The 24166-nt window shown below is 38.5% G+C and carries 25 protein-coding genes and 1 pseudogene; 20 read left to right on the plus strand and 6 right to left on the minus strand.

Translation table 11 applies throughout. The annotated features are described in order from the left end of the window. The first annotated feature begins 283 nt into the window (after window positions 1-283). Window positions 284-661: a hypothetical protein gene (locus tag HGJ98_RS13115; protein ID WP_291351859.1), complete on the plus strand. Its 378-nt coding sequence runs from the start codon at window positions 284-286 to the stop codon at window positions 659-661. A gap of 352 nt (window positions 662-1013) precedes the next feature. Here the strand turns inward: HGJ98_RS13115 and HGJ98_RS13120 are convergent, their stop codons facing one another. Further along, a complete protein-coding gene (locus HGJ98_RS13120) occupies window positions 1014-1286 on the minus strand; it encodes a hypothetical protein (RefSeq protein ID WP_291351860.1) in 273 nt (90 codons plus the stop codon). 612 nt (window positions 1287-1898) lie between these two features. Here HGJ98_RS13120 and HGJ98_RS13125 point away from each other — a divergent pair. The 4 genes and pseudogenes from HGJ98_RS13125 (at window position 1899) to HGJ98_RS13140 (ending at window position 5704) form a co-directional block, all read left to right on the plus strand. Continuing rightward, window positions 1899-2303, plus strand: a complete 405-nt coding sequence (locus tag HGJ98_RS13125; protein WP_291351861.1) for a hypothetical protein — start codon at window positions 1899-1901, stop codon at window positions 2301-2303. Between the two features lie 75 nt (window positions 2304-2378). After that, window positions 2379-2570: pseudogene (locus HGJ98_RS13130) on the plus strand (hypothetical protein); the annotation flags it as partial. A gap of 784 nt (window positions 2571-3354) precedes the next feature. Beyond that, entirely contained in the window at window positions 3355-4413 is a 1059-nt protein-coding gene (locus HGJ98_RS13135; protein ID WP_291351862.1) for a hypothetical protein, read from the plus strand. Further along, window positions 4406-5704, plus strand: a complete 1299-nt coding sequence (locus HGJ98_RS13140) for a hypothetical protein (RefSeq protein WP_291351863.1) — start codon at window positions 4406-4408, stop codon at window positions 5702-5704. The genes HGJ98_RS13135 and HGJ98_RS13140 overlap by 8 nt, the downstream gene beginning before the upstream one ends. Before the next feature lie 425 nt (window positions 5705-6129). Here HGJ98_RS13140 and HGJ98_RS13145 read toward each other — a convergent pair whose 3' ends face one another. Continuing rightward, a complete protein-coding gene (locus HGJ98_RS13145) occupies window positions 6130-7221 on the minus strand; it encodes an XRE family transcriptional regulator (RefSeq protein ID WP_291351864.1) in 1092 nt (363 codons plus the stop codon). Between the two features lie 419 nt (window positions 7222-7640). On the opposite strand from HGJ98_RS13145, the gene HGJ98_RS13150 reads away from it, so the two are divergent. The 4 genes from HGJ98_RS13150 to HGJ98_RS13165 are packed head-to-tail and all read left to right on the plus strand — an operon-like array spanning window position 7641 to window position 10180. Continuing rightward, a complete protein-coding gene (locus HGJ98_RS13150; RefSeq protein WP_052090607.1) occupies window positions 7641-7979 on the plus strand; it encodes a multiubiquitin domain-containing protein in 339 nt (112 codons plus the stop codon). 2 nt (window positions 7980-7981) lie between these two features. Beyond that, window positions 7982-8398, plus strand: coding sequence for an E2/UBC family protein (locus tag HGJ98_RS13155; protein ID WP_291351865.1), 417 nt, complete (start codon window positions 7982-7984; stop codon window positions 8396-8398). Between the two features lie 10 nt (window positions 8399-8408). Beyond that, window positions 8409-9812, plus strand: coding sequence for a ThiF family adenylyltransferase (locus tag HGJ98_RS13160; protein ID WP_291351866.1), 1404 nt, complete (start codon window positions 8409-8411; stop codon window positions 9810-9812). Then, window positions 9812-10180, plus strand: a complete 369-nt coding sequence (locus HGJ98_RS13165) for a DUF6527 family protein (protein ID WP_291351867.1) — start codon at window positions 9812-9814, stop codon at window positions 10178-10180. Before HGJ98_RS13160 ends, HGJ98_RS13165 begins: the two co-directional genes overlap by 1 nt. 7 nt (window positions 10181-10187) lie before the next feature. Here the strand turns inward: HGJ98_RS13165 and HGJ98_RS13170 are convergent, their stop codons facing one another. Further along, window positions 10188-10469 (minus strand): hypothetical protein, encoded by a 282-nt coding sequence (locus HGJ98_RS13170; RefSeq protein WP_291351868.1) that lies wholly within the window; start codon window positions 10467-10469, stop codon window positions 10188-10190. Between the two features lie 424 nt (window positions 10470-10893). Here HGJ98_RS13170 and HGJ98_RS13175 point away from each other — a divergent pair, with 424 nt between their 5' ends. The 3 genes from HGJ98_RS13175 to HGJ98_RS13185 all read left to right on the plus strand — a co-directional run bounded on the left by HGJ98_RS13175 (window position 10894) and on the right by HGJ98_RS13185 (window position 14013). Next, complete coding sequence (locus HGJ98_RS13175) at window positions 10894-11139, plus strand: hypothetical protein (protein WP_291351869.1); 246 nt, start codon at window positions 10894-10896, stop codon at window positions 11137-11139. Window positions 11140-12587: 1448 nt separating this feature from the next. Next, on the plus strand, window positions 12588-13268 hold the full coding sequence (locus HGJ98_RS13180) for a GGDEF domain-containing protein (RefSeq protein WP_291351870.1): 681 nt from the start codon (window positions 12588-12590) through the stop codon (window positions 13266-13268). 151 nt (window positions 13269-13419) lie between these two features. Beyond that, the gene (locus HGJ98_RS13185; RefSeq protein WP_291351871.1) at window positions 13420-14013 is read left to right on the plus strand and encodes an isoprenylcysteine carboxylmethyltransferase family protein; all 594 of its coding nucleotides are present in this window, start codon (window positions 13420-13422) and stop codon (window positions 14011-14013) included. A 389-nt stretch (window positions 14014-14402) separates the two neighbouring features. On the opposite strand, the gene HGJ98_RS13190 is transcribed toward HGJ98_RS13185, so the two are convergent. After that, window positions 14403-15515, minus strand: coding sequence for an IS91 family transposase (locus tag HGJ98_RS13190; RefSeq protein WP_291351872.1), 1113 nt, complete (start codon window positions 15513-15515; stop codon window positions 14403-14405). After that, window positions 15508-16368, minus strand: coding sequence for a tyrosine-type recombinase/integrase (locus HGJ98_RS13195; RefSeq protein WP_291351873.1), 861 nt, complete (start codon window positions 16366-16368; stop codon window positions 15508-15510). Before HGJ98_RS13195 ends, HGJ98_RS13190 begins: the two co-directional genes overlap by 8 nt. 651 nt (window positions 16369-17019) lie before the next feature. On the opposite strand from HGJ98_RS13195, the gene dsrJ reads away from it, so the two are divergent. Together dsrJ and HGJ98_RS13205 are read left to right on the plus strand one after the other, a co-directional pair. After that, entirely contained in the window at window positions 17020-17430 is a 411-nt protein-coding gene (gene dsrJ, locus HGJ98_RS13200; RefSeq protein WP_291351874.1) for a sulfate reduction electron transfer complex DsrMKJOP subunit DsrJ, read from the plus strand. Window positions 17431-17528: 98 nt separating this feature from the next. Further along, the gene (locus HGJ98_RS13205; protein ID WP_291351875.1) at window positions 17529-17702 is read left to right on the plus strand and encodes a DUF1540 domain-containing protein; all 174 of its coding nucleotides are present in this window, start codon (window positions 17529-17531) and stop codon (window positions 17700-17702) included. 318 nt (window positions 17703-18020) lie between these two features. On the opposite strand, the gene HGJ98_RS13210 is transcribed toward HGJ98_RS13205, so the two are convergent. Further along, window positions 18021-18254, minus strand: a complete 234-nt coding sequence (locus HGJ98_RS13210; RefSeq protein WP_291351876.1) for a hypothetical protein — start codon at window positions 18252-18254, stop codon at window positions 18021-18023. Between the two features lie 255 nt (window positions 18255-18509). Here HGJ98_RS13210 and HGJ98_RS13215 point away from each other — a divergent pair, with 255 nt between their 5' ends. The 6 genes from HGJ98_RS13215 (at window position 18510) to HGJ98_RS13240 (ending at window position 23859) form a co-directional block, all read left to right on the plus strand. Beyond that, on the plus strand, window positions 18510-18821 hold the full coding sequence (locus tag HGJ98_RS13215; RefSeq protein ID WP_291351877.1) for a hypothetical protein: 312 nt from the start codon (window positions 18510-18512) through the stop codon (window positions 18819-18821). Window positions 18822-18838: 17 nt separating this feature from the next. Next, window positions 18839-19528, plus strand: coding sequence for a response regulator transcription factor (locus HGJ98_RS13220; RefSeq protein ID WP_291351878.1), 690 nt, complete (start codon window positions 18839-18841; stop codon window positions 19526-19528). A 98-nt stretch (window positions 19529-19626) separates the two neighbouring features. Further along, window positions 19627-20958, plus strand: coding sequence for an ATP-binding protein (locus HGJ98_RS13225; RefSeq protein ID WP_291351879.1), 1332 nt, complete (start codon window positions 19627-19629; stop codon window positions 20956-20958). A gap of 136 nt (window positions 20959-21094) precedes the next feature. Further along, on the plus strand, window positions 21095-21334 hold the full coding sequence (locus HGJ98_RS13230; RefSeq protein WP_291351880.1) for a FeoA family protein: 240 nt from the start codon (window positions 21095-21097) through the stop codon (window positions 21332-21334). A 458-nt stretch (window positions 21335-21792) separates the two neighbouring features. Continuing rightward, on the plus strand, window positions 21793-22212 hold the full coding sequence (locus HGJ98_RS13235; protein ID WP_291351881.1) for a hypothetical protein: 420 nt from the start codon (window positions 21793-21795) through the stop codon (window positions 22210-22212). Window positions 22213-22662: 450 nt separating this feature from the next. Beyond that, window positions 22663-23859, plus strand: a complete 1197-nt coding sequence (locus HGJ98_RS13240; RefSeq protein ID WP_291351882.1) for an Ig-like domain-containing protein — start codon at window positions 22663-22665, stop codon at window positions 23857-23859. Window positions 23860-24166 lie beyond the last annotated feature (307 nt).

Below are 24166 nucleotides of genomic sequence, written 5' to 3' on the forward strand. Positions count from 1 at the left end.
GGTATAAATATCGAGACTTTCTAAAGAAAATAGGAAATATGGAGCTATGATTCTTTAACGTAGATGCTATATTATTAAAAATTGTCTATGGAAATAATCCTTATATTCTACGACGAACTGTAGCTATTAAAGATGGAAGAGGTTAGTGTAAAGATTTGTAGTTAAGGGGTTCTTAGGAACAAACATGTTTGACCAAAGGTTCTCAGGAAAAAGTAGAAAAATAATTTTTTAGGGAGATGATAAATTGGGAGGCGCAGCAAGATACGAAGCGTTAGTAAGATTTGTGAAAAAGCATGGAGAAGAACTTACTCGAAAATATGAGGAATTACTTCTAGGAAAGGTAGTAGAAGAATTTCTAGGAACCGTTGTTAACTATCACGTTAAAGGTGATGTCAGGTTAAGCAATGGTGAAATTTATGAGACTCATTATAGATGGAGCTCTGAAGAAGAAGATTACGAAAAAAAAGAATTACCGGATTCCGTTCCAATGGAAGAATATTACAATGAGTTTATTGTCGGCAAGACTATCATTAAAGTTTCTGTTAGTTCCCAGCGAGATGACGAGTGCTACATTTACGCGTTCGTAGATAAAGAAAACCATTTAGAAATACCATTAGGTTTTAATCCTGAATATGATAACGAGGAGAAATGGAGAGGATGATGTGGTTTTATCGAACAACCTCCAATTTGTGATTTTCTATATCAAGGTTAAGGCAAAAGTTGAAAATGTAAGCCAAATGGACTTACCCCTTAACAGTGGCCGATGAGGACAGCTATTTTTTCTATGATTAGGTGGGAAACGACAGTTCTCTCACGCTCTGATACATGTGGAATAGGTATCATCAAGCGAAGTTAAGGGGTTTATGTTGCCCCAGTTTCGCCTCTAACGCGGCTCTTGAGCCTTAGAGATAATCTTGCTAGGTATATTTACAATGACTTCACCTTTACATTCAATTTGAGTCCTAAAACGAATGACGCTTTAACTGATCTTTATGTTCCAAGGTGTTTGGAGATCATTCTTGATATTGTAAGTTGAAGGTATCATCCTTTGCATGAAGGTAGGGAGAAATATCGCTAATGACGTCAGATACTGAGTCAGGTTCTCTATGTCCTAAATTAAGAACGATATCTTCAATGTTCACGCGATTATAATATTGCCTCGCGATAAGAGCTTTTCCGAAGTGTTGACAATTCAATGACTTCAGCCCCACAGCTTGAGCATATCTTCGTACAATTGAAGCAATCGAATTTTGGGAAAGTGCTCGGCCATTTTTCGTAACAAACATTTTATCTTCGTCATCCAAACGAGAATATAAATATTTTATTATTGTTATCCAACAATAATTACTAAGTCTAACCTTGAAATGTCCAGGCAAATGAAAAGTACGCTTGGGAATCACGAGCATAATCGGGAAAGAGTGCCGATGGTAATATCAAACTTGTAGCAAGATAGAAACAAAATTTGGTGATATAGATGAAGCTCTAAATTCCGGTAACCATCGAGGCTCTTCCGCAATTATGAGTAACGGGGTATCAGTAGATTAAAAGTAAGTTATTTTTAAATCAATCAGTAACAGGTTATACGGCTAATCTATATTGAAAATAAAAGGCAAAATCCAGTTCTAAATCTGAATTTTGCCTTTTTGCCTTCAATTCATCATCATCTAAAGCGTAACCCACGTGACAGCCAAAAAGTTGACCAACCCAAGGCGGTTGATTTTAAGTTAATGTCATACCCCCTGACCCAAAAGTAGCCACAGAGCGCAATTGAATCAAGAGTTTCACACATAAAACATTTGCCGAGAGGGTAACTCGAACATTAGAAATACCCAAAATATAATAAAATACTGTAATTCTAAATTATAAGATAATAAAGTTCATTGGAGGATTTAAATAACATGCAATATAATAAACTGCTCTATGTGCTCGATATGTATGAAGATGAAGATATTTCCGAAGTTGAATTAAGAGTAATTATATACAGAACTTTATCAGTTAGACCTACTCTAACCATGGTTACACCACGATTTAAATCATTTAATGATGCTGAGCTGTGGTTAGTAAAGAAAGACTATGATCCACAATACTATACAGTTTTTGATGATTCCGATGATTATGATCATTATCTAGCTGGTAGCAGGATTTATTATTCGTATCAGGATAAAAAGTATTTTGACGAGTACCTTAATCTACTATCTAGATTTAAGGACATGTCTCCAGAAGAGGAAAGCCAACTCCGTGAATGTATCGAGCATATTTGGCTGATTGCAATTACGAAGAAACGCAAAATCATTTTAATCTGACAAACTAGGTTTTAAGGGTAGTTAATTGAGTCGATTTCATAATGTTTAGTTACTAAAGGTCAGACTTGTGCCGCCGCTATTCAGAACTTACTGCTCGCTGCAGAGTCAATCGGACTGGAATCGTGCTGGATTTTCTTTGTCCTTTTAGCGTTGAGTTCGCCTCGCCTCCACCAAATAAGTACTCAATCATTGATAAAATTAATGAACATGCGAAGCCCAGCATTGCTGGGCTTTTCGGCTTTCTTGGGTAAATCAAGCATCGTATAAGGCGGTGCTTTTTTGTTTCTTGCACATGATCGTTAAAAGATGCACCCCTCTTAGGAACGATTGCTCCTTTCGTTAAAAAGTATAGGAATCGTTAAAGGTTCGAGGAAAGTTTGATGCAGAATAGGAATACATGGCTTTTGGAGGGGCGATAGGGGTTAATATTGTCACTCTTGAAATTCAAATGTAAACGTTGCTAGACAAACATACATCCTCTCAGCTGGTTGAGAATAGCAAAATCCAAGCCTCGCAAAAATTAACTTAAAGTTGCCGACGGTTGCTGTTGTTGCCGAAAAATTAGTAGAAGTATTTAATAATAGATATACGTGTATGTGGATGTGGTATGGAGAAAAAACATACATTTTTGAAGTTTAAAAACTATCGGCAACCGGCAAGCACGGCAACCGTTAAAAGCCTTGGTACGAGGCGGGTTGTTGAGTGGGATGTTACTTCTATCGTGACAGAGTGTTTGTGGAATATATTACATTTGAGTAATGCCAGTTTATAATGAACTAGCATTTTTGTGTTTATTGGATTATTTTCGCGATCTTAGGAGGTATTCAAGGAAAGATGTGGAAAGATTACAGTTGAATTATCTGCTAAGCTTCAAACTTGGCTCCTAGCAGAACGTGGACTTTAATATTGGAACTCATTAACAACCTAATAGAAAGTGTTAATCTTATTTAAAGTTAAACACTCAAACGAGAAAAATGCCTACAGTGGAGCTTATATGTCGGAACGTGTAAAATAAATGTCGCAATTTGATTGGGAGGTAGTTTGAGATATAATGATTAAGATACATTATTCAGCTGTTAAACGTCGGCTGAAAGAGTTATTAAAAAAGGAAAGAATTTCAGTGCCTAACAAATTTTATGAAAACTTCCTTAAGTTTGTTTCGAAAATATGCACGTATGAGGAAGAGTCTAAGAAAATTAGGCCAACGTTAGTTCTTGGATTTAACATTAGAACTGCGCTTGAGCAGGTACCAAACCACTATATTCTGATGACAAAAGAGGGAAAAAGAGACGGTTCGGATTTAGAAAAATCAATGAAGGCTTTAGTTCCTTTTTGCAATAATGGCTGGTTCGTCTACATGGATATTAAATCTAATTGCATTGAGTATGGTTTGATTAGAGCTTTTAGCGGTCCCAAAGGGTTAGCGGTAACTGAAATCTTATTTGATACTGATGGAATTCCGGAAGAACTAATTGATTACGGACTAATAGAAATAAAGGTTTTGAGTAACTTTGAAATGAATATTTCCGGGATGCGAAAGAACAAATTGATTATCGACTTTAGATTTGCGAACCACGACGATAGTAACCATTCAAATAACTATAACTCTGTGGTTAAAGACATAACCTCTGGTATTTCAGAAACAGATAGGGAAACAGTCGATTCAATATTCACCAACTTGTTTCAGATAACAGCTCAGAGAGTGCACGGTACTATATGTCTTATTGTAGCGTCTGATTATATATTTCCTAATACGTTTTTATCAGATGGAATTTGGCTTAAGGAACCTATAAACCTCACACAAAAGGCACTTTATGCAGTTAGGGATAAAATGGATAGTATCTCTAGTGAAATGTTTTATGGATTAACAGGATTATTGATTGAAATGATGAATGTTGATGGAATTACTATTATTGACAATGAAGGTAGAGTTAGAGGTTATAATGTCTTCATAAACCAATCCAATCTAAGTGAAATAAAGGTAAGTGGTGGTGCTAGGAAAAGGGCTGCTTATGCATTATTGGCTTCGGGAGACCCTAAAATTATTGGGGTATACTTTCAGTCACAAGACGGAAATGCTTTTTATGAAAGGATGCGGGTGAATGAATAACGATGTTGTGGTATGGAGTTCTCTAAACGGAGCGAACCTGCCCGCAAGCATTAATGATGTACAAGGTCTAGCCAACTATGCGAATCTCCTTTCGATTAAAGAAGTTAATAAAATTGTAGGTGCTTTTTCATCTGGACTTTACGATATGGCTGCTGAATACACTTGGATTCGGACAATTAACATACTAAGAGAGAAGGTTTTATTGTTCGGCAAAGACTTCGTACTTGAAATGCTTGGAAGAACTGAAACATCGACTTCTGATTCTTCGGATTTTTTGTCCGAGGTAGAAATAATAAATCTTGCTGCAGATTTGGGGTTATTAAATAAAACTGCAAAGATGTTTTTTCTTCATACTAGTGAGATTATTAAACACTTCACCTCACGTCAAGTTGAAGAGGAAATGGACGCTTTTGATGCACAGAGTTGTATAAAGAATTGTGTAAAGTATGTCCTCACTATGGACGAGGAGGATTATGAATTTTCGTTTACAAATTTCAGAGACTCTCTAAATTCTAGGGTTTTGAAGGATGAGGATGAAATAATTCGATCCTTGCTTATTAGTCCATACTTTTTTAAAAGGACCACAGTTAGAACTTTATTGAATTTGTCAAAAACGTCTCAAGGTGCCGAACAAGAAAATGTATTTGCGAATATGGTGTCAATCTTTCCCAAAATATGGAGTGAGTTATTAGCAGATGACAGAAGGCCTGTAGGATTTGCATATGCAGAAGCGGTTAGCGACGGAAACAAACCACTAGTAGGTGCACTCAAGTCAGTTTTACTTAAGGTCAAGGGCTTTGATTATGTTCCTGAGAACCTGAGATCAAATTCATTTATTGACGTTGCTTATAATCTGATAAATGTTCACTATGAAATGAATAATTTTTATAATGAGCCCAATGCAGCCAAATTACTACTGTCTCTTGGAACATCTATCCCGACTCCTGCACTTGGAGTGTGCATTACAGCCTGTCTAGTGTGTAAATTAGGAAACGCATGGGGTGTCTCTCATGCAGCACAAAGTTATATAGATGAAATACTAGATAATATAACCTTGGAAAGATGGCAATATTACATTAATGAAGTCCTTCCTGGAGATGAGCATATTTTATATAAATTATCCTATTCTGATAGTCCCGTTGAAAATTGGCTATCTTTAATACAAGCAAATAATTTTGATAAACTCAATATAAAAAACCTTGTAATTGAAAGATTGATTAGGGCTAGCTTGAAAGGAAATAAAAATAGAGTTAAAGAAATTGCAACAGAACTATATAATAAAGTACGTTGAACAACTAGCGCTTTAGCCTTTGCCATAGTTATATTACATTAAAGTAATTACTAATATTAACTTATAGAATAAGTTAATATTAGGATGAAACTCTACATCCCTTGGTATTCAAGGGGTGTAGAGTTTTCTGAGTAGATTATAGTAATCTTAAGTTATTTTGAATGCTAACTTTGATGTAAAAATATAGAAAAGTTAACATTGGGAATGCTTAAAATCTACGGAATTTCAGTGAATAAGCTGCATATAACTTTCAAAAGTCATTCTATATAATAAACAGATTTGAGCCTAGTTCCAGTTTGTCTATAACTGAAAGTACGGCACAGAACGAGATAAGAGTTTGGATAATGTTTAATTACGTCAGGGGAAATCTTAAAGTGAAATAGCCGTCCTGCACCATTAGATGTAGAACGGCTATATTTTTGGTTTCACTCATCTTTTGTTTTTACTGTTAACAAAGTCAAGACCTTACCTATTTTCGGATTAAAAATCGATTCTTCTATCACATATTCTTGGAGTTTCCCATCTTCAAACCAGTCGGTTGCAGGCAATTTACTGTATCGGGTTTCCTCTTGCTTAGGGAGATCGTAGTAAAAGGATACTGCTTTCGATTGTAAGGGGATAGTGCCTTTTAATAATCTCTTACCTGGGAATGTTTCAATAATTTGCCCATCTTCAGACTGTATGACGGCATGTTTGTCTTTAGCGTGTTCAACTAACCGATTGCACATAGAGAACAGAGAAACGTCGTATTTTTCATAGGCCAAGTTCTTTAAGATATCAAGGGTCGGTTTCTTAGCCAAATCCTTTTCGAAATGTACGCTTGGAATGGTTAGTTTTGCTGCAAAATGGGTGGCTTCAATTTCTTCAATATCATTCGTTCGTAGTGTGGATGAATTGGATTTTCTGACGCCGTATTGAGTTTTAACATGCCAGGGAAGCACTATATGGCCAAGAAGCATAGCGATAGTGAATTTTTTCCTCTGGTGACTACTCTTAAATAAACGATTAAGCAGAATAAGATTCCGTTCCCCTTTAATCAATAGACCTTCATAATCCATCTGAAGATCCTCTTCAATTATTTTTACCCCAAGTTGATCTGCAATTAGATGAACATCAATTGGGAGACTCGCATTCACTTTTTTTAACCATAGATTTGCATAGTCGGATGCATCACTAAATACAGGACCTTCTACGATCTCGGTCCCGCGAGAAAGGAAAATCGCATAGTCAAGTAATGTATCTTTTTTCCCTTTAGGCAGTCGCTGTAATAGATGCAACAAGATTTTTGTTTGAGGATCGGTAATTGCGGAAGCTTGAATTTCTTTTCCGGTTATTAAGTAATCGGTCGTTACATTTAAGGCATTGGACAACTTTATTAATGCTTCATAAGACGGGTTTCTAAGGCCTGATTCATACTGACTAATTGTTGGTGGTTTAAGGCCAGCCTTATTAGCTAATTCGGTTTGAGAAAGGCCTAAATCCTCCCTCATTTGCGCGATTCTGCCCCCTACGGACACAAGTATCCCTCCTGTAATTGCTTTCTTGATAATAAAATTATAACATACGTGAAACATATTTGACAATAATTATAACAATCGTTATAATTATTGTCGTAAGGGTGCAATAGGTCATTATTTTAAGAGCATCCAGTGGTAGGGGCAAATAATGTGAAAGGAGGACAAGTAATAAAAAAACAGGTAAAAAAACCTGTTCCCAGAGTGAATCTTCGAATCCCGTTTATACGTGTGCAAGACGTCTAAACGAAACATTCCCTAAGTGGTAGTTACCCAGGACTTGGACACTCTACCGCCCGAGAATCTTAGCAATACTTTAATTTTAACCTTATTATTAGAGTATTATTCGCTATAGAGATGGATATTCCTCCTGGGACCTTAATTTTCGGTAAAAAAATCTTAATTAATGGAGGAATTTTCTTATGAATGATGCACTTAATAATGGTAACCATGGAAATGGCAATGACGGATTGCCAGGAGTCATTGAGATTGAAGCCTATGCTAAGGAAGGCAAGAATCCCCCGAAAGGTGTTCGTTACAAGATTCGAATCGACAAAGAAACTTATACTGTCGATGTAGGAGAAATGACAGGACAGCAGATCTTAGAGTTAGCAGGGAAAACTCCTGTTACACAGTATCGTTTAGATATAAAGCTCCACGGCGGAGCAACCGAAAAAATTGAGTTAGCTACAATTGTTGATTTTACCAGACTCGGTGTAGAGCGGTTCATGACGCTACCCTTAGATCAAACGGAGGGTTAAGTATGAGTGATCTTCAGCGAGACTTCGAGATTATCCAGGAAGATAAGGATTATCTAAATGCACGCGGTTTTCAATGGGAAACAGTCATGGTTAATAACCAGATGTGGCTAATCGTCCATGGGTTTCCTGTTCCAGAAGGGTACAACACAAGGGTTGTCGATGCAGCGGTCATGATTCCAAGCGATTATGAAATATGCGGGCTTGATATGGTTTATATCAAGCCGGCTCTCCATCGGACTAACGGTGTTCGTATCGGGGCAACGGATTACAATGAGACTATTCGTGGCGAATTGTATCAACGTTGGTCGAGGCATCGAACATCTCAGAATCCTTGGCGAGCTGGATTAGACAATATTGGTACACACCTGGATTTGGTCGAAGAGTGGCTACTGCGTGAACTTCATAAAGAAATAGCGTAGGAGAAAAGATATGTATAAAAAATTTAAGCTTCGACTCTCGGGCCGTCAACATGCGGCCCTTTCTAATCATTTGTTTCCCGGCGATAATAAGGAAGCGGTTGCTCTCGCTCTTTGCGGGGTTGGTAAATATCAGGACATGTTAGTGGCTTGTGTACACAAAATCATAGAGATTCCTTATGATCAATGTTCCGTACGAACGGAGGATCAACTCACATGGTCGACAGAGTTATTACCTGGGTTGTTGAAGGACTCAGGACAAGGGCGAATGATTTTGAAGATACACAGTCATCCAACAGGGTATCCTGATTTTTCGGAGTATGACAATCACTCAGACAAAGACCTTTTTAAAGGGATCGCAGGGTGGTTAGATACCGATTATCCTGGTATGAGTGCAATCATGCTTCCAGATGGCAAGATGATTGCACGAATCGTAAAATCTGACAGTACTTTTTCAGAGGTCAGGTCGATCATCGTGGCTGGACCGGATATATTGTATTGGAACAATGAACAAGACCGAGAACTAGACGAATCTCTCTATTCTAAAAGAACCATGCAAACCTTTGGCAGCGGAACAACTCGGACATTATCTAGCCTGTCGATTGGCGTTGTGGGTGTCTCAGGCACAGGGAGTCCCGTAACAGATATGTTGGCACGGTTGGGCGTTGGTGAATTAGTTCTTGTTGATGGTGATGTCGTAGAAGAGGTAAACGTAGGTCGCATATACAACTCGGGAATGAGCGATGTTCGGGAGCAAAAGAAAAAGGTTCAAGTTATTGGCGATGCGATTAGTCGATACGAGTTGCCTGTAAACGTCGTAGAAATGCCCATGGATCTTTTTAATCCTGAAGTCATTCAACGACTTGCTCAATGTGATGTTATTTTTGGGTGTATGGACTCGTATGACGGGCGAAATGCTCTTAACAAATTATGCGTTTACTATTCAATTCCTTATTTTGATCTGGGCGTTTTCTTGGATGCCGATGGGAAGGGTAGCGTTTCCCAAGTTTGCGGAACAGTTCATTACATGCAACCGGATGGTTCTAGCCTTTTTAGCAGAAAGGTTTATACGGGAGAACAGTTACGAGCTGCCGATATGCGCCGCAGTAATCCCAAGGAATATGAGAATCAAATTCGAGAGAAATACATCAGAGGGATTCAGGAAGAAAGGCCAGCAGTTATAAGCGTTAATACGTTAATAGCATCACTAGCTGTGAATGAATTTTTAGCCCGTATTCATCAATTCAGAGACGATCCCAATGATGAAATTTCGACTATTAGACTTAGTTTAACCCAGAACCGTTTCATCACTGAACCGGAAGGAGATCCTTGCGGAGTTCTTGCAAAGAAGGTTGGTCTTGGGGATGTTCGGCCATTACTAGATATGCCAATTCTCAGTATCGGGGGATCGGACTGATGTTTGAATTTCTATTTCGGCTATGGCAGCGATTAAAGAACCTATTTGGAGCGAACCTTGCCTTTGCCCCTCTTTCTGAGTCGCTCCATTATAAGACTCTTCGGATTGAGGAACTTCCAGATAAAATGGAAGCTAACACGATCTACGTTCTAGGAGAGGGTAACTACAACTGGTCTGTAGGCATGATATGTCCCTGCGGCTGTGGCAATATCCTACACATGAGCCTTCATAAAGAAGGAAGGCCGCATTGGAAAATAATGTGGCATAATGATGGAACGGTGTCCCTTTCGCCTTCGGTCAACAGACTCGTTGGATGCAAGAGCCACTTCTTCTTTGAACGTGGCAGAGTTCGATGGTGTAAACAGTAATGACGTTTTAATACATTAAATTAAGGTACTTGTCAAAATATTTTTTATCATGATACGAATAATAAAGCCTGCAACCAGCTAGATAATCAAAAGGATCTTCACCATAAACTGTATAGAATTGTGGATCATAGCCTTTTTCTACCAGCCACTGCTCAGCGTCATTTATTGATCGAAATCGTGGTGTGACAAAGGGTGGTCTGGGCTTATGTGAAAAAGCTCTATATAAAATCAGTCTTATTTCAACTTCGGAATGCATATCGAGCATGATGCGCAGTTTACTAACTTGCATATTATTAATCCCCCAAAATCTATTTTCTGATAATTTAATTTCTAGAAAAATAAAAGCCAGTAACCCCCTTAAACTAAAAAATTTAAGGAGTGTTACTGGCTGGTTTATTCCCTCACCAGATATTTTCTTGTTAATTTACTAATTATAATATTTTCTTTATCCTCAAGCAAATACTTTATTTGAGTGTGATATTCCCAAATCCTAAACTGAACTCCACTGTATTCAAAGGTAACTGTTGTAATATAAAGAGACTTAGGCTTTCATGTACGGTATGAAGGCCTTACATACCGGTTCTCGCCTCTTGATATACCAAGTCTTTAAATTTTGTTTCAACGATGGATCAAGACACATTGATTCCGTTCTTATGTATAAATATTTAACTTGTGGTGAAAACAAATAAGTAAAACTTACGGGAGGTATATGAATGAACAAATTTCTCTTAGTTCATTGTTTTGATGGTTTAATGGAGGAAGTGAAAACCTTTAATTGGCGTGGACAAGCAGAGGCAGCTTTTAAGGAGGCAACCAGAGTCGATTATATGGAGTATATCAATAGCAAAGATCCGGTTTCAGAATTAGATTGGGATAAACAATTTGACGGAACATCGATATATCAGATCGAATTGGATCGAATTGATAGGATCGTAAAAGGACTTTCTGAAGCTGTGTAAACGGAGATTAGTAATATAAAATGTCGAGCAGCGAATTACAATACAAATATGAGTCCTCATAGTAAAACTATTTACTAGCAAATAGCCTTTACTTTCGAAAGCACTATTGTTGACTGTTTATTCCAATGCTATTTTTGAACTGGCCCCTTCGCTCATATGTACTTTCATTTCAACCACACTTGACCCAATCTCCCGAGATGCACTCGGTACATCCGCTAATATGTATGAGCTTGTTCCGACATACGGGTCATTGGACATGGGCAATTACCCACTCTTCACAAGGCTTCATACAATACGCTTTCCGGTCACATTCAATGCAAACACTTTCATTAATAACTCCCCACTCAGTACATAAATTTGTTTAAATGAAACATATGTGATAATTACATTCCACTCAAATATCAATGGAAAATTCCTTTATATAAGTATATCAGCCCTCAGCGACAAATTGCTGAGGGCTGATCATGCTATGATTTTGATCGTTGAGGTTAACTCCCTACGATTTATTTCTTATTGGACGACTCGTTCGAAAGAGGGAATTTTCATTGTAGCGGCCTGAGGCGATATTTATTGAATCTTGCTCCGGAAGTACGCTCATACTTATTTGTGCATCATGATAATCCTCCTAGGTTTTTATAAGATGACCTGGCGATTCCTGTTAATCATTTAACTTGTTTATTTACCCAGTAACTATCTGACCCAGGTTATTCTTTACCCCCAACTAGTGTTGGACGGCATTCGTAGGTTAAATTACCGTATTTTAGAAACCCATTTATACTTCTAATTTCCAAGTTATTATATTTTCTTTGTGGAGAAAAAACTCTATCAAAATTAAAGTTTTTTCTCCACAGAGAAAAAACTCTATCAAAATTAAAGTTTTTTCTCCACAGAGAAAAAACTTTAAGGCTGGCTTCAGTGCTCGGCCAGACACTAAAATAGCTTACATGAAAATAGTTTATGATTAATCAAATATCATAGGATATTGCGAAGTAAAGGTTATTACTATTCGTTAAAATTAACTTGGTCATGAATAAAAAAGAGTAACATTAATCATTGTTGGGGAGGTTGTGTAACTGTTTACGAGGAAGGCGTTGGGCTATATCCGTAGTAGTTATAATGTTCCTATTAGCTGGATTGATTTATTTAACAATAAAACCTGGAATACAGAAAGTTTTTCGAAAACCACCATAAGAAATAGGAAACCGAATTTTAGTTTCGTCACCCCCTCTAGAAAAAGTTCTTTATCGTGATGCCCAATAATTGGGGTGCGCTTTAATGTGTGGCTCATTTTTGTCTGGATTATTCAATAAGTGATGTTCCGTAACAAAGTTTGATAAATAAACCTCGCAATGAAATTATTCAAAGGAGTTCAAAAGGTTAAATGAAATAACTATATACTAATTATTGGGTCAATGATAACATTGATAGTTGGAGAGGGGTTGTAGGTTATGATCAGAGTTTGGTTGATTTTCTTCATGGTATTTATTGGAATTATTCATTCAGCACTTACGCACTTCATGGTTGTACCTTTCTTTAACAGTATTATAGTTAAATGCTTGATACTGGGTATTGTTTTCGGATTTATAAATTACATCGCAGCGGAACTATTTGTCCGGAGACTCGATAAGCTTAAGAAGGTAAACATGCAACTAAGGGTAAAACTTAATACTGATAAGTTAACAGGCATACTTAATCGTAGAGCTTTTGATGAAGATATTATAAATTTAGAAGAACATAACGGGTCATACGCATTAATTTTTATTGACATAGACAATTTTCGAGACTTCAACAATCGTTTTGGTCACGACGTTGGGGATGGCGTACTGGTTAAAGTAGGACAAACAATTCAGGCTTGTGTACGAGCGGGTGGTCGAGTATATAGGTACGGTGGAGAAGAGATAGTTTTGCTTTTAAGGGACTGTGATAAAACGAACGCTTGGAAGATGGCCGAAACGATCCGTTCCGAAATAAGTGGGCTCGATAATGGATCATACCCTCAAATCACGATTTCATTAGGCGTTTCAAGTTATCCAGATGATGGAGAGAGTATTCACGATCTTATTGTGGCTTCTGATCATGCACTCTTAAGGGCGAAACAAAGTGGAAAAAATTGTACTGTTTTATGTTAGCCGATCAATAGAAGAAATACCAATTCTTTGAGAAGGGGCTCTGACATTTCTAAGGGGTTCCATTTTGGAGTTGAAAACCGCAAATGGCTAAATCCGAAGCTAAACAACAAGGCGATTTTTTATTGCTTAATTTGAATTTGGGGGAATCGAATTGATATTAATTCAACTATTTGGTTTATTAGTTGTAGTATTATTTTATGGCTGTTATTTTGGAAAAATGTTGTTACTGCGACGCCACGGCATCAAGACAGACAGGATGGGACGAGGGACCAAACCCAAACGCACTTATGTAATAGAAATTATTTTAAAAGCTGTCACTTATGCTATGGCATCGGTTCAGGTTGCAAGTATAATTATAAACGACAAATGGCTTTTATTGATTCCCAATGATTCTGCTCGCTATATAGGAATTGGAGTATCGATTTTAGGTTTGATTGTCTTTGTTATCGCCATGACAACAATGCGCGAAAGTTGGCGTGCAGGAATTGATGTTTCCCAAAAAACAACGATAGTAAAGAGTGGCATTTATAAGTTAAGTCGTAATCCTGCTTTTTTAGGCTTCGATTTGTTTTACATTGGGTTGACTTTATCATTTTGTAATCTACTGCAATTGATATTTCTTTGTTTTTCGGTTTATATGCTTCATCTGCAAATCTTGGAGGAGGAAAAATATCTGCCAACAATTTTTGGTAAGGAATATTTGAATTACAAAAAAACTACCGGCAGATATTTTTTGTCTTTTTAGGAATGGCTTTGTACGCGATTTGAGGAGTCGCAGTCCATGGCGACTTCTGAATATTGGGGCGACCAACTTCACTTAACTTCTAGAGATTTATGAGGGTCCTAGATAGAGAAAAAGCCATTGATTAAAATCAATAGCTAGAAGGAAAGTAATAATTCGATGCAGAAAACTGACCCTTATGAATCTCCTGTTGTACTGAACCGTCTGCAGATCGCACTCAATCTATATGGGAATTCAATCTTTTCCAACTGGGTATAAATTCTCTTGTAAGGATATCAGGACGAGTTTGTTATCGTTAAATTTAGAAACACGCATAGCAAAAGCCTAATAATGGGTAGACTTTCCCCCTCCCCAAGAAGGTAGTCTTCCGTAGCTCTTCAGTTATACAGCTATTATGGACTTGAGGACGTAGCCGAAGAGTAAGGAATAAGCGTAATAATATGTGAACTTCCACAGGAACGGCAGGTTTTATTGTTTTTCTTTGACTTAATAATTGGATGCAAGGGCTTCCTCCCGGTAAGCCTCATACATTTATAAAGCATTGACTTAATATTACGGCTGCTAAGGAGACCATAATGTCTGATCTTAACAAAGCGATTTGGTAGAACATGAAGAAGAAACCGTCTTGAAAACTCAGTAACATCTAGAGTCATGTCTTTGGATTTGTTGCCATCCTTATAATCCCTCCAGGCAAAGCTAACCGATTGACCGTCAAACCCCTTAATTCTAGAGTTACTAATCGCAACTCTGTGGGTATAACGGCCAAGATAACGAACAACATGACCCGGAGATTTAAAAGGTTTCTTACAAAAGACAACCCAATTCTTATCATATAAAGTGTCGACAAGAGAAAGGAAATTGCTTCTTAACACAAGTTTGGTGGCCTCGTTAAAGAAAGCAAGTTCCCCATTGTCATAGGCCTGTTTAAGAAGGGCGAGGAACTTACCTCTGAACTTCTTTGAAATAACCTTAACAGGAATAAAGAACTTCTTACGAGAACGAACGAAGCGAAGCCCATCATTGGAAAGTCCCCCGCCAGGGACGATACAATGGACGTGGGGATGGAAGCAAAGATTCTGTCCCCACGTATGAAGAACTGAAGTAACGCCAATTGTAGCCCCGAGATATTTAGGGTCTCTTGCAAGTTCCATCAACGTATGGCCTGGGGATTTAATTAGGATGGAATAAAGTAGCTTCTGATTTTGCAAAACGAGGGTATTAAGTTCCTGAGGTATTGTAAAAACAACGTGAAAGTAACCGACGGGTAAAAGCTTAGACATCTGAGCCTCAACCCACTCCTGCTGAACAGAATGCTGGCATTTGGGGCAATTTCTGTTACGACAGGAATTAAAGGAAACCTCCTTAACACCACATTCCGTGCAAACTTGGGCATGAGAACCAAGAGTAGAGGTTCTGCAATGCCTAATCATATGAAAGGCTTTGGCTTGAGCTGGAGAGAGGCGCTTAAGGTGAACATGATTAAAAATATCTTGAAGTTCAGGCAATCGGATCGCCCCAATCAAGAGGACTTTTCACTGAGGAAATATGTTTAGTTGATAGGTGAATATAGTTTGAGGTCGTTGAAATATCACTGTGTCCCATAAGAACTTGAATCGTGCGAATGTCAGTATTATCTTCAAGGAGATGAGTTGCAAAGCTATGGCGAAGCGTATGGACAGTGGCAGGTTTACTAATTCCGACTTTTTCTTTAGCCACTTGAAAGACGTGTTGAACATTTCTGGCAACGATAGGCTTACCTTCAACAAGGCCAGGAAAAAGAAGATCAGTGGGTCTGTAGAGTTTCCAGTAGAGCCTGAGAATTTTAAGGTTTTCATGAGATAGAACCGTCCAGCGATCCTTATTGCCTTTACCGTGATTAACTCGAAGCAACATGTTCTTTGAATCAATGTCTGAAATGCGAAGATTAAGCGTTTCGCTAATCCTTAGGCCTGACGAATACGTCGTCATAAGAATGGTTTTGTGTTTAAGATTAAGCACCTGATCCATAATGGAGAGAATCTCGTCTTTGGAAAGAACATGGGGTAGCTTTTTAGGTCGTTTGGGGCGGACAATAACATCGTCAGACCAGTTGTAGCTAAGAACTTTGTTAAAGAAGAGCTTAAATGCATTGCAGGAAATATTGATATTACTGTAGCTAATACCGGATTTAATTCGATGATAAAGAAACTGTTTGAGTTCATCGGTGGAGACTTGAACGGCAGGCTTATTAGAGAACTTTTCAAGTTGCCTTAGATGACAGAGATAATGGTTCTGAGTTTGTGGAGAATAGCCTCGAAGTTCCATCTCGTATTTCATAGTTTGCAAGTGTGAGGAAAGCGGTTGAGCAATTTTTGACATAAAAAATCATCCTTTCAAATTTAATAGAATTAAACAGAAAGGATGATATCATGAAATCAATGAAATTAGGGATTCAAAAAGCCACCGCGCAGCGGTTTAGTACAACACGGGATTCCCGACACTAGAAAAGATGAATGTGGGTTAGGACGCGTCGGGAATCCCTGGTCGTTATGTAAATGGACTATAGTCAGTTCGCATTATTCATAGCCAATTATCCGAAGTTAGGTACAAAAAAATCAAGCTTGAAGTAGAGCTTGAGTAACTTAAAACCTGTCATTTTGAGGATCAAAAACCCCTAACTTTAAATAATTAAAATAGCATGAAACGACTGTCGTGTAGATTTTTACAGTTTCGGCAAAATTACTTTTTTGTTCTTCCTCTTTATAATCGGACTATCCCTTTTGTCTATACATAAGGTTTAAGTAAGCACCGTAAACATATAAAAAGCGGCTGAGGAGTAGAATCCTTAGTCGCTTTTATGTTAACTCTTAAAGCTATGCCGATCCTTGGATCAAATCATTTTACATAATAAATCACACATTTAGAGATAATATGTGGAAAGTGAATGGCTAAAACAGACGTGGTACTAGTTTCTGTGTGAAATTTGAGTTATGGTCAAGGCATCTCACCGGAAAGAAGGGTAATTAGATAATGTTCAAAGGAAAAAGAATAATTGCGGTGCTTATATTCGGTGTTGCTTTACTGAGTATACCCTTCTTCTATAACTTAGGGAAATCTAACAAGGGGCCAATAATAAATTTGGATACTCCAGCTATCCGGCAACTTGAGGTTAAGGAGTGTATCGAGTCGACAGAATTTATGAAGGCTAATCATATGAAACTTCTATACCAATGGAGAGAAGAAGGCGTGCGTGAGGGCAAAACGGAGTATATTAATAGTAAAGGGAAAGAATACAGACTTAGCTTTCAAACATGCTTGAACTGTCATTATAATCCAGGAGTAAAAACGTCGGAGCAATTTTGTGTTTCATGTCATAATTACGCTGCTGTAAAACCGAATTGCTGGGAGTGTCATTTGCTTCCGGACCCTCATATTGAATAACGTAGTTTTTTAGTGGTAAGAGGATACATAATGGAATTCATAAAATCGTTTTCGTTAGACCATAATATTATAGAACTAAACAAAGGAGGAATGTTTACATGACTGGACGCGCTCAAAAAATGCCTCAACCTAACAATGGGATCAAATGTGTCGTAAACACATGCCATTATTATGGTTCAGGGGATCATTGCTATGCGGATAAAATTGAAGTTCAATCCCCAAATGCAAAGAACACTGAAATGACTGACTGCGCAACGTTTCTCCCCGAGTAATTAATGGAGTAGACAGCACTATCATCGCTGCATAAGTTCAAAGATATCTTATAACAGGAGAAGAATGACTTTCTTTTATTGTATAAGAGTAAGTCATTCTTCTCTTTGCTGTTCTTTGTTGGAATTCATGACCAATTCATGTTTTAAGCGCTCATATAAAGATGGGATGTAATGAAACTTTAAGTTTTGTTACATCCCATCTTTATGAGAAATTCAGACTTTTTTTCGGTGAAATCGTATCCCAAAGTTACACTTAGAACATGGAAGATCAGCAAAGCCCTAAACAGTGAGGATTCAGGCTTTTTGGTTGACTCATTATTAAACCTCCTGTGAAGCAATTTGCTTACGTTTTAGAATTTGGGCAAATATGCCGGCCAATACGACGACTCCGCCAACACTCCCAATGAGAATCCAGTTCGGGCCAGTCTTGGTTACGGTAAGTGGTAAAGAGAGGGTGGTTTCTCCGAGAGTTGGAGAACTGATAAAAATGTCCTGGGTCCAATCCCCCTGCTTGGTCGGGGTGAGGGTGACTGAGTACATTCCCAGTTCCATGTTGTCGAGTTTAACTTGTCCTTGAAGGGTTGTTGCGGAGGAACTGTTCCATAACGAGGGGCTTGTAAACTCCCTCTGATGAAGTGGAATTAATAGAAAGACAAATTGTAATCTCCAGCACCAATTTAGGATGTTATCAATTAGTTTTGATTCTATTAGAATAGTGAAGTTTAACAAAAATGTTAAAAATCCGTTAACTTTATGTAATCCTCTTAAGATATAATATAGTTATTGAAAGATAATGGGGGGACTACAATGAGGAAGAAGGCATTAAGGATATTTATGATTATCACATTATTTGTTGCAGGTCTTTTTCTAACAAAAGCATTTGCAGAGCCCCGTCCTTGGCAACAAAATCTAAATGCTAGCCCAATACAAGCCCAACCTATTCCATCTTCTACAGCTATTCCAAATAAAGGTATACCTGATGCTACATCAGCTAACCCTAATATCAGCGGATCATTGTACAGTCCAAGAAATCCAAACTATCAGCCGGACTACTATTGGTATAGTAGTCCTCAAGATAATAGCTTGAGTAATGTAATTAGGAATTGGTGTTGTCAATAAATTTAGGAGGAGCAACATTGAACAATAAGGTTTTAATAGCTGACGATGACGATCGAATTAGGGAAATTGTGTGCCTCTACCTTGAAGCGGAAGGTTTTGATGTCTGCCAGGCAGAGGATGGAAACAAAGCGTTGGAGATGGTTCGGAACGATAATCCGGATATCGTCATCCTTGATCTGATGATGCCTGGATTAGATGGCTGGACGGTCTGCAAGATATTAAGAAAGGAAACCAAGATTCCTATTATCATGCTAACAGCCAAGGGAGAAGAGAATGATCGAGTATTAGGGTTTGATTTAGGGGCTGATGATTACGTCGTAAAACCGTTCAGCCCACGTGAACTCAGTGCCCGAGTCAAGGCAGTTTTAAGAAGGCTGGAAGGGGAAGAAAGTAAGGAACATATCCTTGTTTACCCTGGTCTTAAGGTCAATCAGATTACTCGTGAAGTCGAAGTAGATGGAATAAACATAAGCTTAACGTCTAAAGAATTTGAGCTGTTGCATTGCTTAGCAAAACGGCCGGGGCAAATCTATAGTCGAGATCAGTTACTCAACATGGTCTGGGGATACGATTACTGCGGGGATTCCCGTACTGTTGATACCCACATCAATCGTTTAAGGTCTAAGCTCGAAAGCCAGGTGGGACACAGTGACTTTATTCAGACCGTTAGAGGGGTGGGTTACAAATTCGAATTAAGTGGTCATTAAGAAATAGCTTAGTAAGTAAGCTTTGGTTAGCAATTGTACTAATCGTCCTTGCTGTTTATCTGTTTTCCGTTGGAATACAGGCCAAGCAGATTACTTCCATGGTTTATAATCAACAAGCACGTTTTTTTATTAATGAGGCAGAAGAAATCGTAATAATGTTTAACAAATATGAAATCACTCAGAAATCCGTAATTAACGATAGATTAGATATTTTGACTAAAGTTTTAAGTGCTAAAACTGCCATTATGGATATCGATGGAAACACTTTATACGGTCAAACATCTCAAGATCAATCACCTAGAAAATTGCTTTTAGAGCCAGGATTTAAAGAGCAAATTCTCGCTGGTAAAAATGTTGTGTTTGCGGGAAAGATTGATGGGGTCCATGAAGAGCAGTTTCTTGTAGCAGTTCCTTTAAAAAAAGATACCAGGGTTATTGGTTTGGTAGTAATCTTTAGTCCAATTGATGCCATGAAGCAACATGTTAATAGTATTTTGGGAATTACACTAATAGGAGCTTTGATAGGGATTGTTTTAGCTACTATATTAAGTATATTTGTATCTCGAAAGATGATTCGTCCTCTTGCTAGAATGGAAGAAACAGCGCGCCAAATTACCGAAGGCGAATTTGGTAGGCAAATTCCGGTTACTTCTGAAGATGAAGTTGGGCGGCTCTCCAGGTCATTCAATCGTATGTCTACAGAGCTTGAAGAGAAAATTGAGGCTATCGAAAGACTTGATCACCTAAGGCAGGAATTACTTTCCGATGTCTCACATGAATTACGCACTCCCTTAACGGTGATCCAAGGCTTTTCCGAGGCAGTGTTAGACGGGCTAGTCAAGTCGAAGGAACAGGAGAAACTCTATCTAAGCAACATTATTGACGAATCCGAGCGTCTCAGGCGCCTGGTGGATGATTTACTCGACTTAAAGGGAATGGAAGCTGCCAAAACCTTTGATGAAATGGAATATGTGGTTATGAATAAACTCGCTCAAATCACCGTTGAGCGTTTAAGAAATATGGCAAATTCTAAAGAAATTAATCTTACGCTCTCTGTGCCAGAACAAACGATTACCATATGGGGAAACATAGATCGCCTCAAACAGGTTCTTACCAATTTATTGGATAATGCCATTAAACATTCGGAAGTAGGTGGTGCAGTTCGTGTAGAGTTGGGTATGGAGTACAATTGTACGTTTATATCCGTGGAAAATTCTGGCCACGGCATTCCTCGGGAAGAGCTTGAAAATATTTGGGAAAGATTTTATAAGGTCGATAAATCCAGATCGAGGCGTGGAACCGGAACGGGCTTAGGACTTTCTATTGTTAAAAAAATTATTGAAATGCACGGCGGAAAAGTATCAGCGGAAAGTGAACCCGGCCATGGAGCCGTTTTCACCGTGTACTTGCCGTTAACTGAAGAAGCTTAGTAATCAACAAAGACTATTTAACAAAATGTAAGATCTATTACATGGGCAAAAATAACAACTCTATTATCAGAGTATCCGTAAAAGGATGCTCTTTTTTTGTTAATTTCCTGGCTTAAAAAGAAACGGAGGGAGAAACGTGAATAAATCTACTCATCTTATAAAATTAAGCGATATGAACAACCAGCAAGAGGGAATTGTCTCTGAACTTGTAACGAATAATGGGAGTATTTTGAGGAAGCTCATGTCTATGGGAATTCTACCTGGAACACGGATTAAGCTTATTCAAAAATCTCCATCTTACGTTTTTCAAGTTGGCTATACACAAGTTGCAGTTGATCGAGAGATCGCCTCGGTTATTTTTGTTAACGTCTTGTAATGACCTGAACTACATTTACATTAATATATAAAAAGGTAAACAAGAAAAAACCATAAACAGAATGGGCTGTCCCAAGCAGATTGCTTAGGGACAGCCCATTAAAATGCAACAACGCACCCGATACGTTTAAAACTATTTAGAAGAAATCTAACAAATAATTTAATAACCTGTGACCTTGTTGTGAAACTCTTCTTATAAACTAGTAAATAGTTAAAGTTGAACCGTCGATCGGGACTTATAGCTAGTCAATATCAGTTTGCAGGTAAAACAAGGAATGTAAAAAAGTTTTTTTGACCTACCCTTTAAAAAATTGTTTCCTTTAACGAATAACTGGATGAAAAGCGGAGGGGGTTCAAAGGAAAGAAGAGCGTTGGTTAACACAAGTTTGTAAGTTAAGGAATGATACTGGATTAAAACATCGTGTAAACAAAGGTTTGAAATGGAAGGATGATTATTTCATGAAAGACATAAAAAAAACATTTTTAGTAAGTGCCTTATCACTTGGTTTAATAGTAGGTGCAGTCGGGATAGCCGGTGCTGCTACTTCCACAAACTATCAGCAACAAATAGCCGACTGGATTGCAAACGATCCTAATCCGATGGTCATGAATATGAATACCACTGCTACCCCAACTGCTGCTCCGGCTGCTACTCCGGTAACAACTCCAGTTGCTACACCGGTTGCGACACCTGTCGCTCCTCCTAGTACTAACCAAGCGACTCAACAAAGTGGTAATCAAAACAACCAAACACGGCAGAGCAGTATACAACAAACTGCTCCAAAGCAACCGACGCAAAATTATAACAATGGATACAACGGAAATTGTTGGGGTAATGACCGAATGTACGGTAACTGGTCTGGTAACATGGGTTGGTAAGGGAAATGAGGTTAGACCAGGGCAGGCGGTTTGCAATAGGCGCCTGCCCTGGTCCTTTAGGGGTTTAACTGGTCAGCTAATTAATATAACCCGAGCTACACTCACCTTAAACAAACCCTTTAAAGAGAATCTAATGCAACTGACGGCTGTATTCAGTTAATCTATCAAGTTGCAGTTTTGACAGTCTAGCAGGCTACGTTAACAAAAGAGTTAAGAAAATGTGACGTGGGAGTAAAATGAAACCTCTATTTTAGCTTAACAACGTTGAAAGTCTCCCGCTTTAATATTTTTTGAAAGCTACCCTTAAAATAGAATAAATTGTTGCGAATAACTTACTGAAGGCAGGGGGTGGTCATTGAAAAAGAATCGAACAATCAAGGTCAAAATAGCAAGCGCCATTATATTTGATTTATTGATTTTAGTGATTAGTTTGATGAAGGGATGATATTGATGAAAAATTTAAAAAATACGCTAATAGTAAGTACATTGTCATTTGGGCTAATAATGGGAGTGGTAGGAGCAGTTAATGCTGCTACATCAACAACGGTAGATACAACGATAGCCCAAACCCAAACAGCACAACTCGCCGTCACAGGAACGGTAAGAGCTGGAGACATCGTGATTTCAGGAACTACTGAAGCTGGGGCAACTGTAAGCGTCAAGAGAAGTGGAACCGAAATTGGCGCAGCGACAGCTGACGGAATCACAGGGGCCTACACGGTGACCTTGAACAGTGGAGTAACTCTAGTCGAAGCTGAAGCGCTTTCGATAACTGCCACAGTACCTGGCAAGACCGAGAGTAGCGCCGTGAGTGTCACGGTAGCCGCAGCAGTAGTCCAAGCCCAAACAGCGCAACCCGCCGTCACAGGAACGGTCAGAGCTGGGGAGACCGCGATTTCAGGAACTGCTGAAGTGGGCGCAACAGTGAGCGTCAAGAGAAGCGGAACCGAAATTGGCGTAGCGACAGCTGATGAAATCACAGGCGCCTACACAGTGACTTGGAATAGTGGAGTAACCCTAGTCGAAGCTGAAGCGCTTTCGATAACAGCTACAACACTCGGCAAGACTGAGAGTAACGCCCTGAGTGTCACGGTATCTGCAGCACTAGTTCAAGAACAAACAACACAACCGACAGTAAGGGGAACGGTAAGAGCTGGGTACACCATGATTATGGGAACTGCTGAAGCGGGTGCAACAGTAAGCGTTATGAGAAATGGAACCGAAATTGGTACAGCAATATCTAAAACCACAGGTATTTACAGGGTGACTTTGAACCGTGGAGTAACCCTAGTCGAAGCGGATGTACTTTCGATAACAGCCACAGCACCAGACAAGACTGTGAGTAACGCCGTGAGTGCCACAGTAGACGCACCATCTGCTCCAGCTGTACCACCTGCAACTGTTAAACCAGGACAAAACAGTCAATATTTCTGCAATGATGACTTACAATGGCATTCTAATAAAAATTTCCATCAGGATCAGCAATGGCATAACACTCAACCGCGCCAAAGTGCTCAACCTTCCAGTATGAATAAAAGAACAAATACAATGAACGGAAATGGTTATAACAATAATCATAACGAAAATCGAAATACCAATATGGGTGAGAATCATATGTCTGGCAGCCGATCTGGGCATGGATGGTAAAATATACTAAAATTAGTTTGACTGAACTGAAACGATTTGAGGCTTTCCAGTAAATTATCAGCAATATATTTTAGTAATAACGCAATGGCGTATTTAAAAATTATTATTAAAGGCATGTAACCATTAATGATGTCCAGTAACATGGACTGGGTAAAGAGATGAGGTTAGAGTAGGACAAACGCTTACAATGAGCGCCTGTCCTACTTTTTCACTTAAGGCGATAAAGAAAGAGAACATAAACAAGAATTGAGTAAAAATTGTTGATCATGCTTATGTATATAGATAATGAAATCATGAAGATTCTAGC

It is taken from the genome of Desulfosporosinus sp., assembly GCF_014237355.1.
Classification (GTDB): Bacteria; Bacillota; Desulfitobacteriia; order Desulfitobacteriales; family Desulfitobacteriaceae; genus Desulfosporosinus.

Excerpts from the sequence above, each read along its gene's own strand:
- HGJ98_RS13150 (WP_052090607.1), top strand. The coding sequence starts at position 7,641 with ATGAATGATGCACTTAATAATGGTAACCATGGAAATGGCAATGACGGA.
- HGJ98_RS13235 (WP_291351881.1), top strand. The coding sequence starts at position 21,793 with ATGAAAGACATAAAAAAAACATTTTTAGTAAGTGCCTTATCACTTGGT.
- dsrJ (WP_291351874.1), top strand. The coding sequence starts at position 17,020 with ATGTTCAAAGGAAAAAGAATAATTGCGGTGCTTATATTCGGTGTTGCT.
- HGJ98_RS13170 (WP_291351868.1), bottom strand. The coding sequence starts at position 10,469 with ATGCAAGTTAGTAAACTGCGCATCATGCTCGATATGCATTCCGAAGTT.
- HGJ98_RS13240 (WP_291351882.1), top strand. The coding sequence starts at position 22,663 with ATGAAAAATTTAAAAAATACGCTAATAGTAAGTACATTGTCATTTGGG.
- HGJ98_RS13195 (WP_291351873.1), bottom strand. The coding sequence starts at position 16,368 with ATGTCAAAAATTGCTCAACCGCTTTCCTCACACTTGCAAACTATGAAA.
- HGJ98_RS13175 (WP_291351869.1), top strand. The coding sequence starts at position 10,894 with ATGAACAAATTTCTCTTAGTTCATTGTTTTGATGGTTTAATGGAGGAA.
- HGJ98_RS13125 (WP_291351861.1), top strand. The coding sequence starts at position 1,899 with ATGCAATATAATAAACTGCTCTATGTGCTCGATATGTATGAAGATGAA.
- HGJ98_RS13140 (WP_291351863.1), top strand. The coding sequence starts at position 4,406 with ATGAATAACGATGTTGTGGTATGGAGTTCTCTAAACGGAGCGAACCTG.
- HGJ98_RS13205 (WP_291351875.1), top strand. The coding sequence starts at position 17,529 with ATGACTGGACGCGCTCAAAAAATGCCTCAACCTAACAATGGGATCAAA.
- HGJ98_RS13180 (WP_291351870.1), top strand. The coding sequence starts at position 12,588 with ATGATCAGAGTTTGGTTGATTTTCTTCATGGTATTTATTGGAATTATT.
- HGJ98_RS13160 (WP_291351866.1), top strand. The coding sequence starts at position 8,409 with ATGTATAAAAAATTTAAGCTTCGACTCTCGGGCCGTCAACATGCGGCC.
- HGJ98_RS13165 (WP_291351867.1), top strand. The coding sequence starts at position 9,812 with ATGTTTGAATTTCTATTTCGGCTATGGCAGCGATTAAAGAACCTATTT.
- HGJ98_RS13135 (WP_291351862.1), top strand. The coding sequence starts at position 3,355 with ATGATTAAGATACATTATTCAGCTGTTAAACGTCGGCTGAAAGAGTTA.
- HGJ98_RS13215 (WP_291351877.1), top strand. The coding sequence starts at position 18,510 with ATGAGGAAGAAGGCATTAAGGATATTTATGATTATCACATTATTTGTT.
- HGJ98_RS13225 (WP_291351879.1), top strand. The coding sequence starts at position 19,627 with ATGGTTTATAATCAACAAGCACGTTTTTTTATTAATGAGGCAGAAGAA.
- HGJ98_RS13155 (WP_291351865.1), top strand. The coding sequence starts at position 7,982 with ATGAGTGATCTTCAGCGAGACTTCGAGATTATCCAGGAAGATAAGGAT.
- HGJ98_RS13210 (WP_291351876.1), bottom strand. The coding sequence starts at position 18,254 with ATGGAACTGGGAATGTACTCAGTCACCCTCACCCCGACCAAGCAGGGG.
- HGJ98_RS13120 (WP_291351860.1), bottom strand. The coding sequence starts at position 1,286 with ATGTTTGTTACGAAAAATGGCCGAGCACTTTCCCAAAATTCGATTGCT.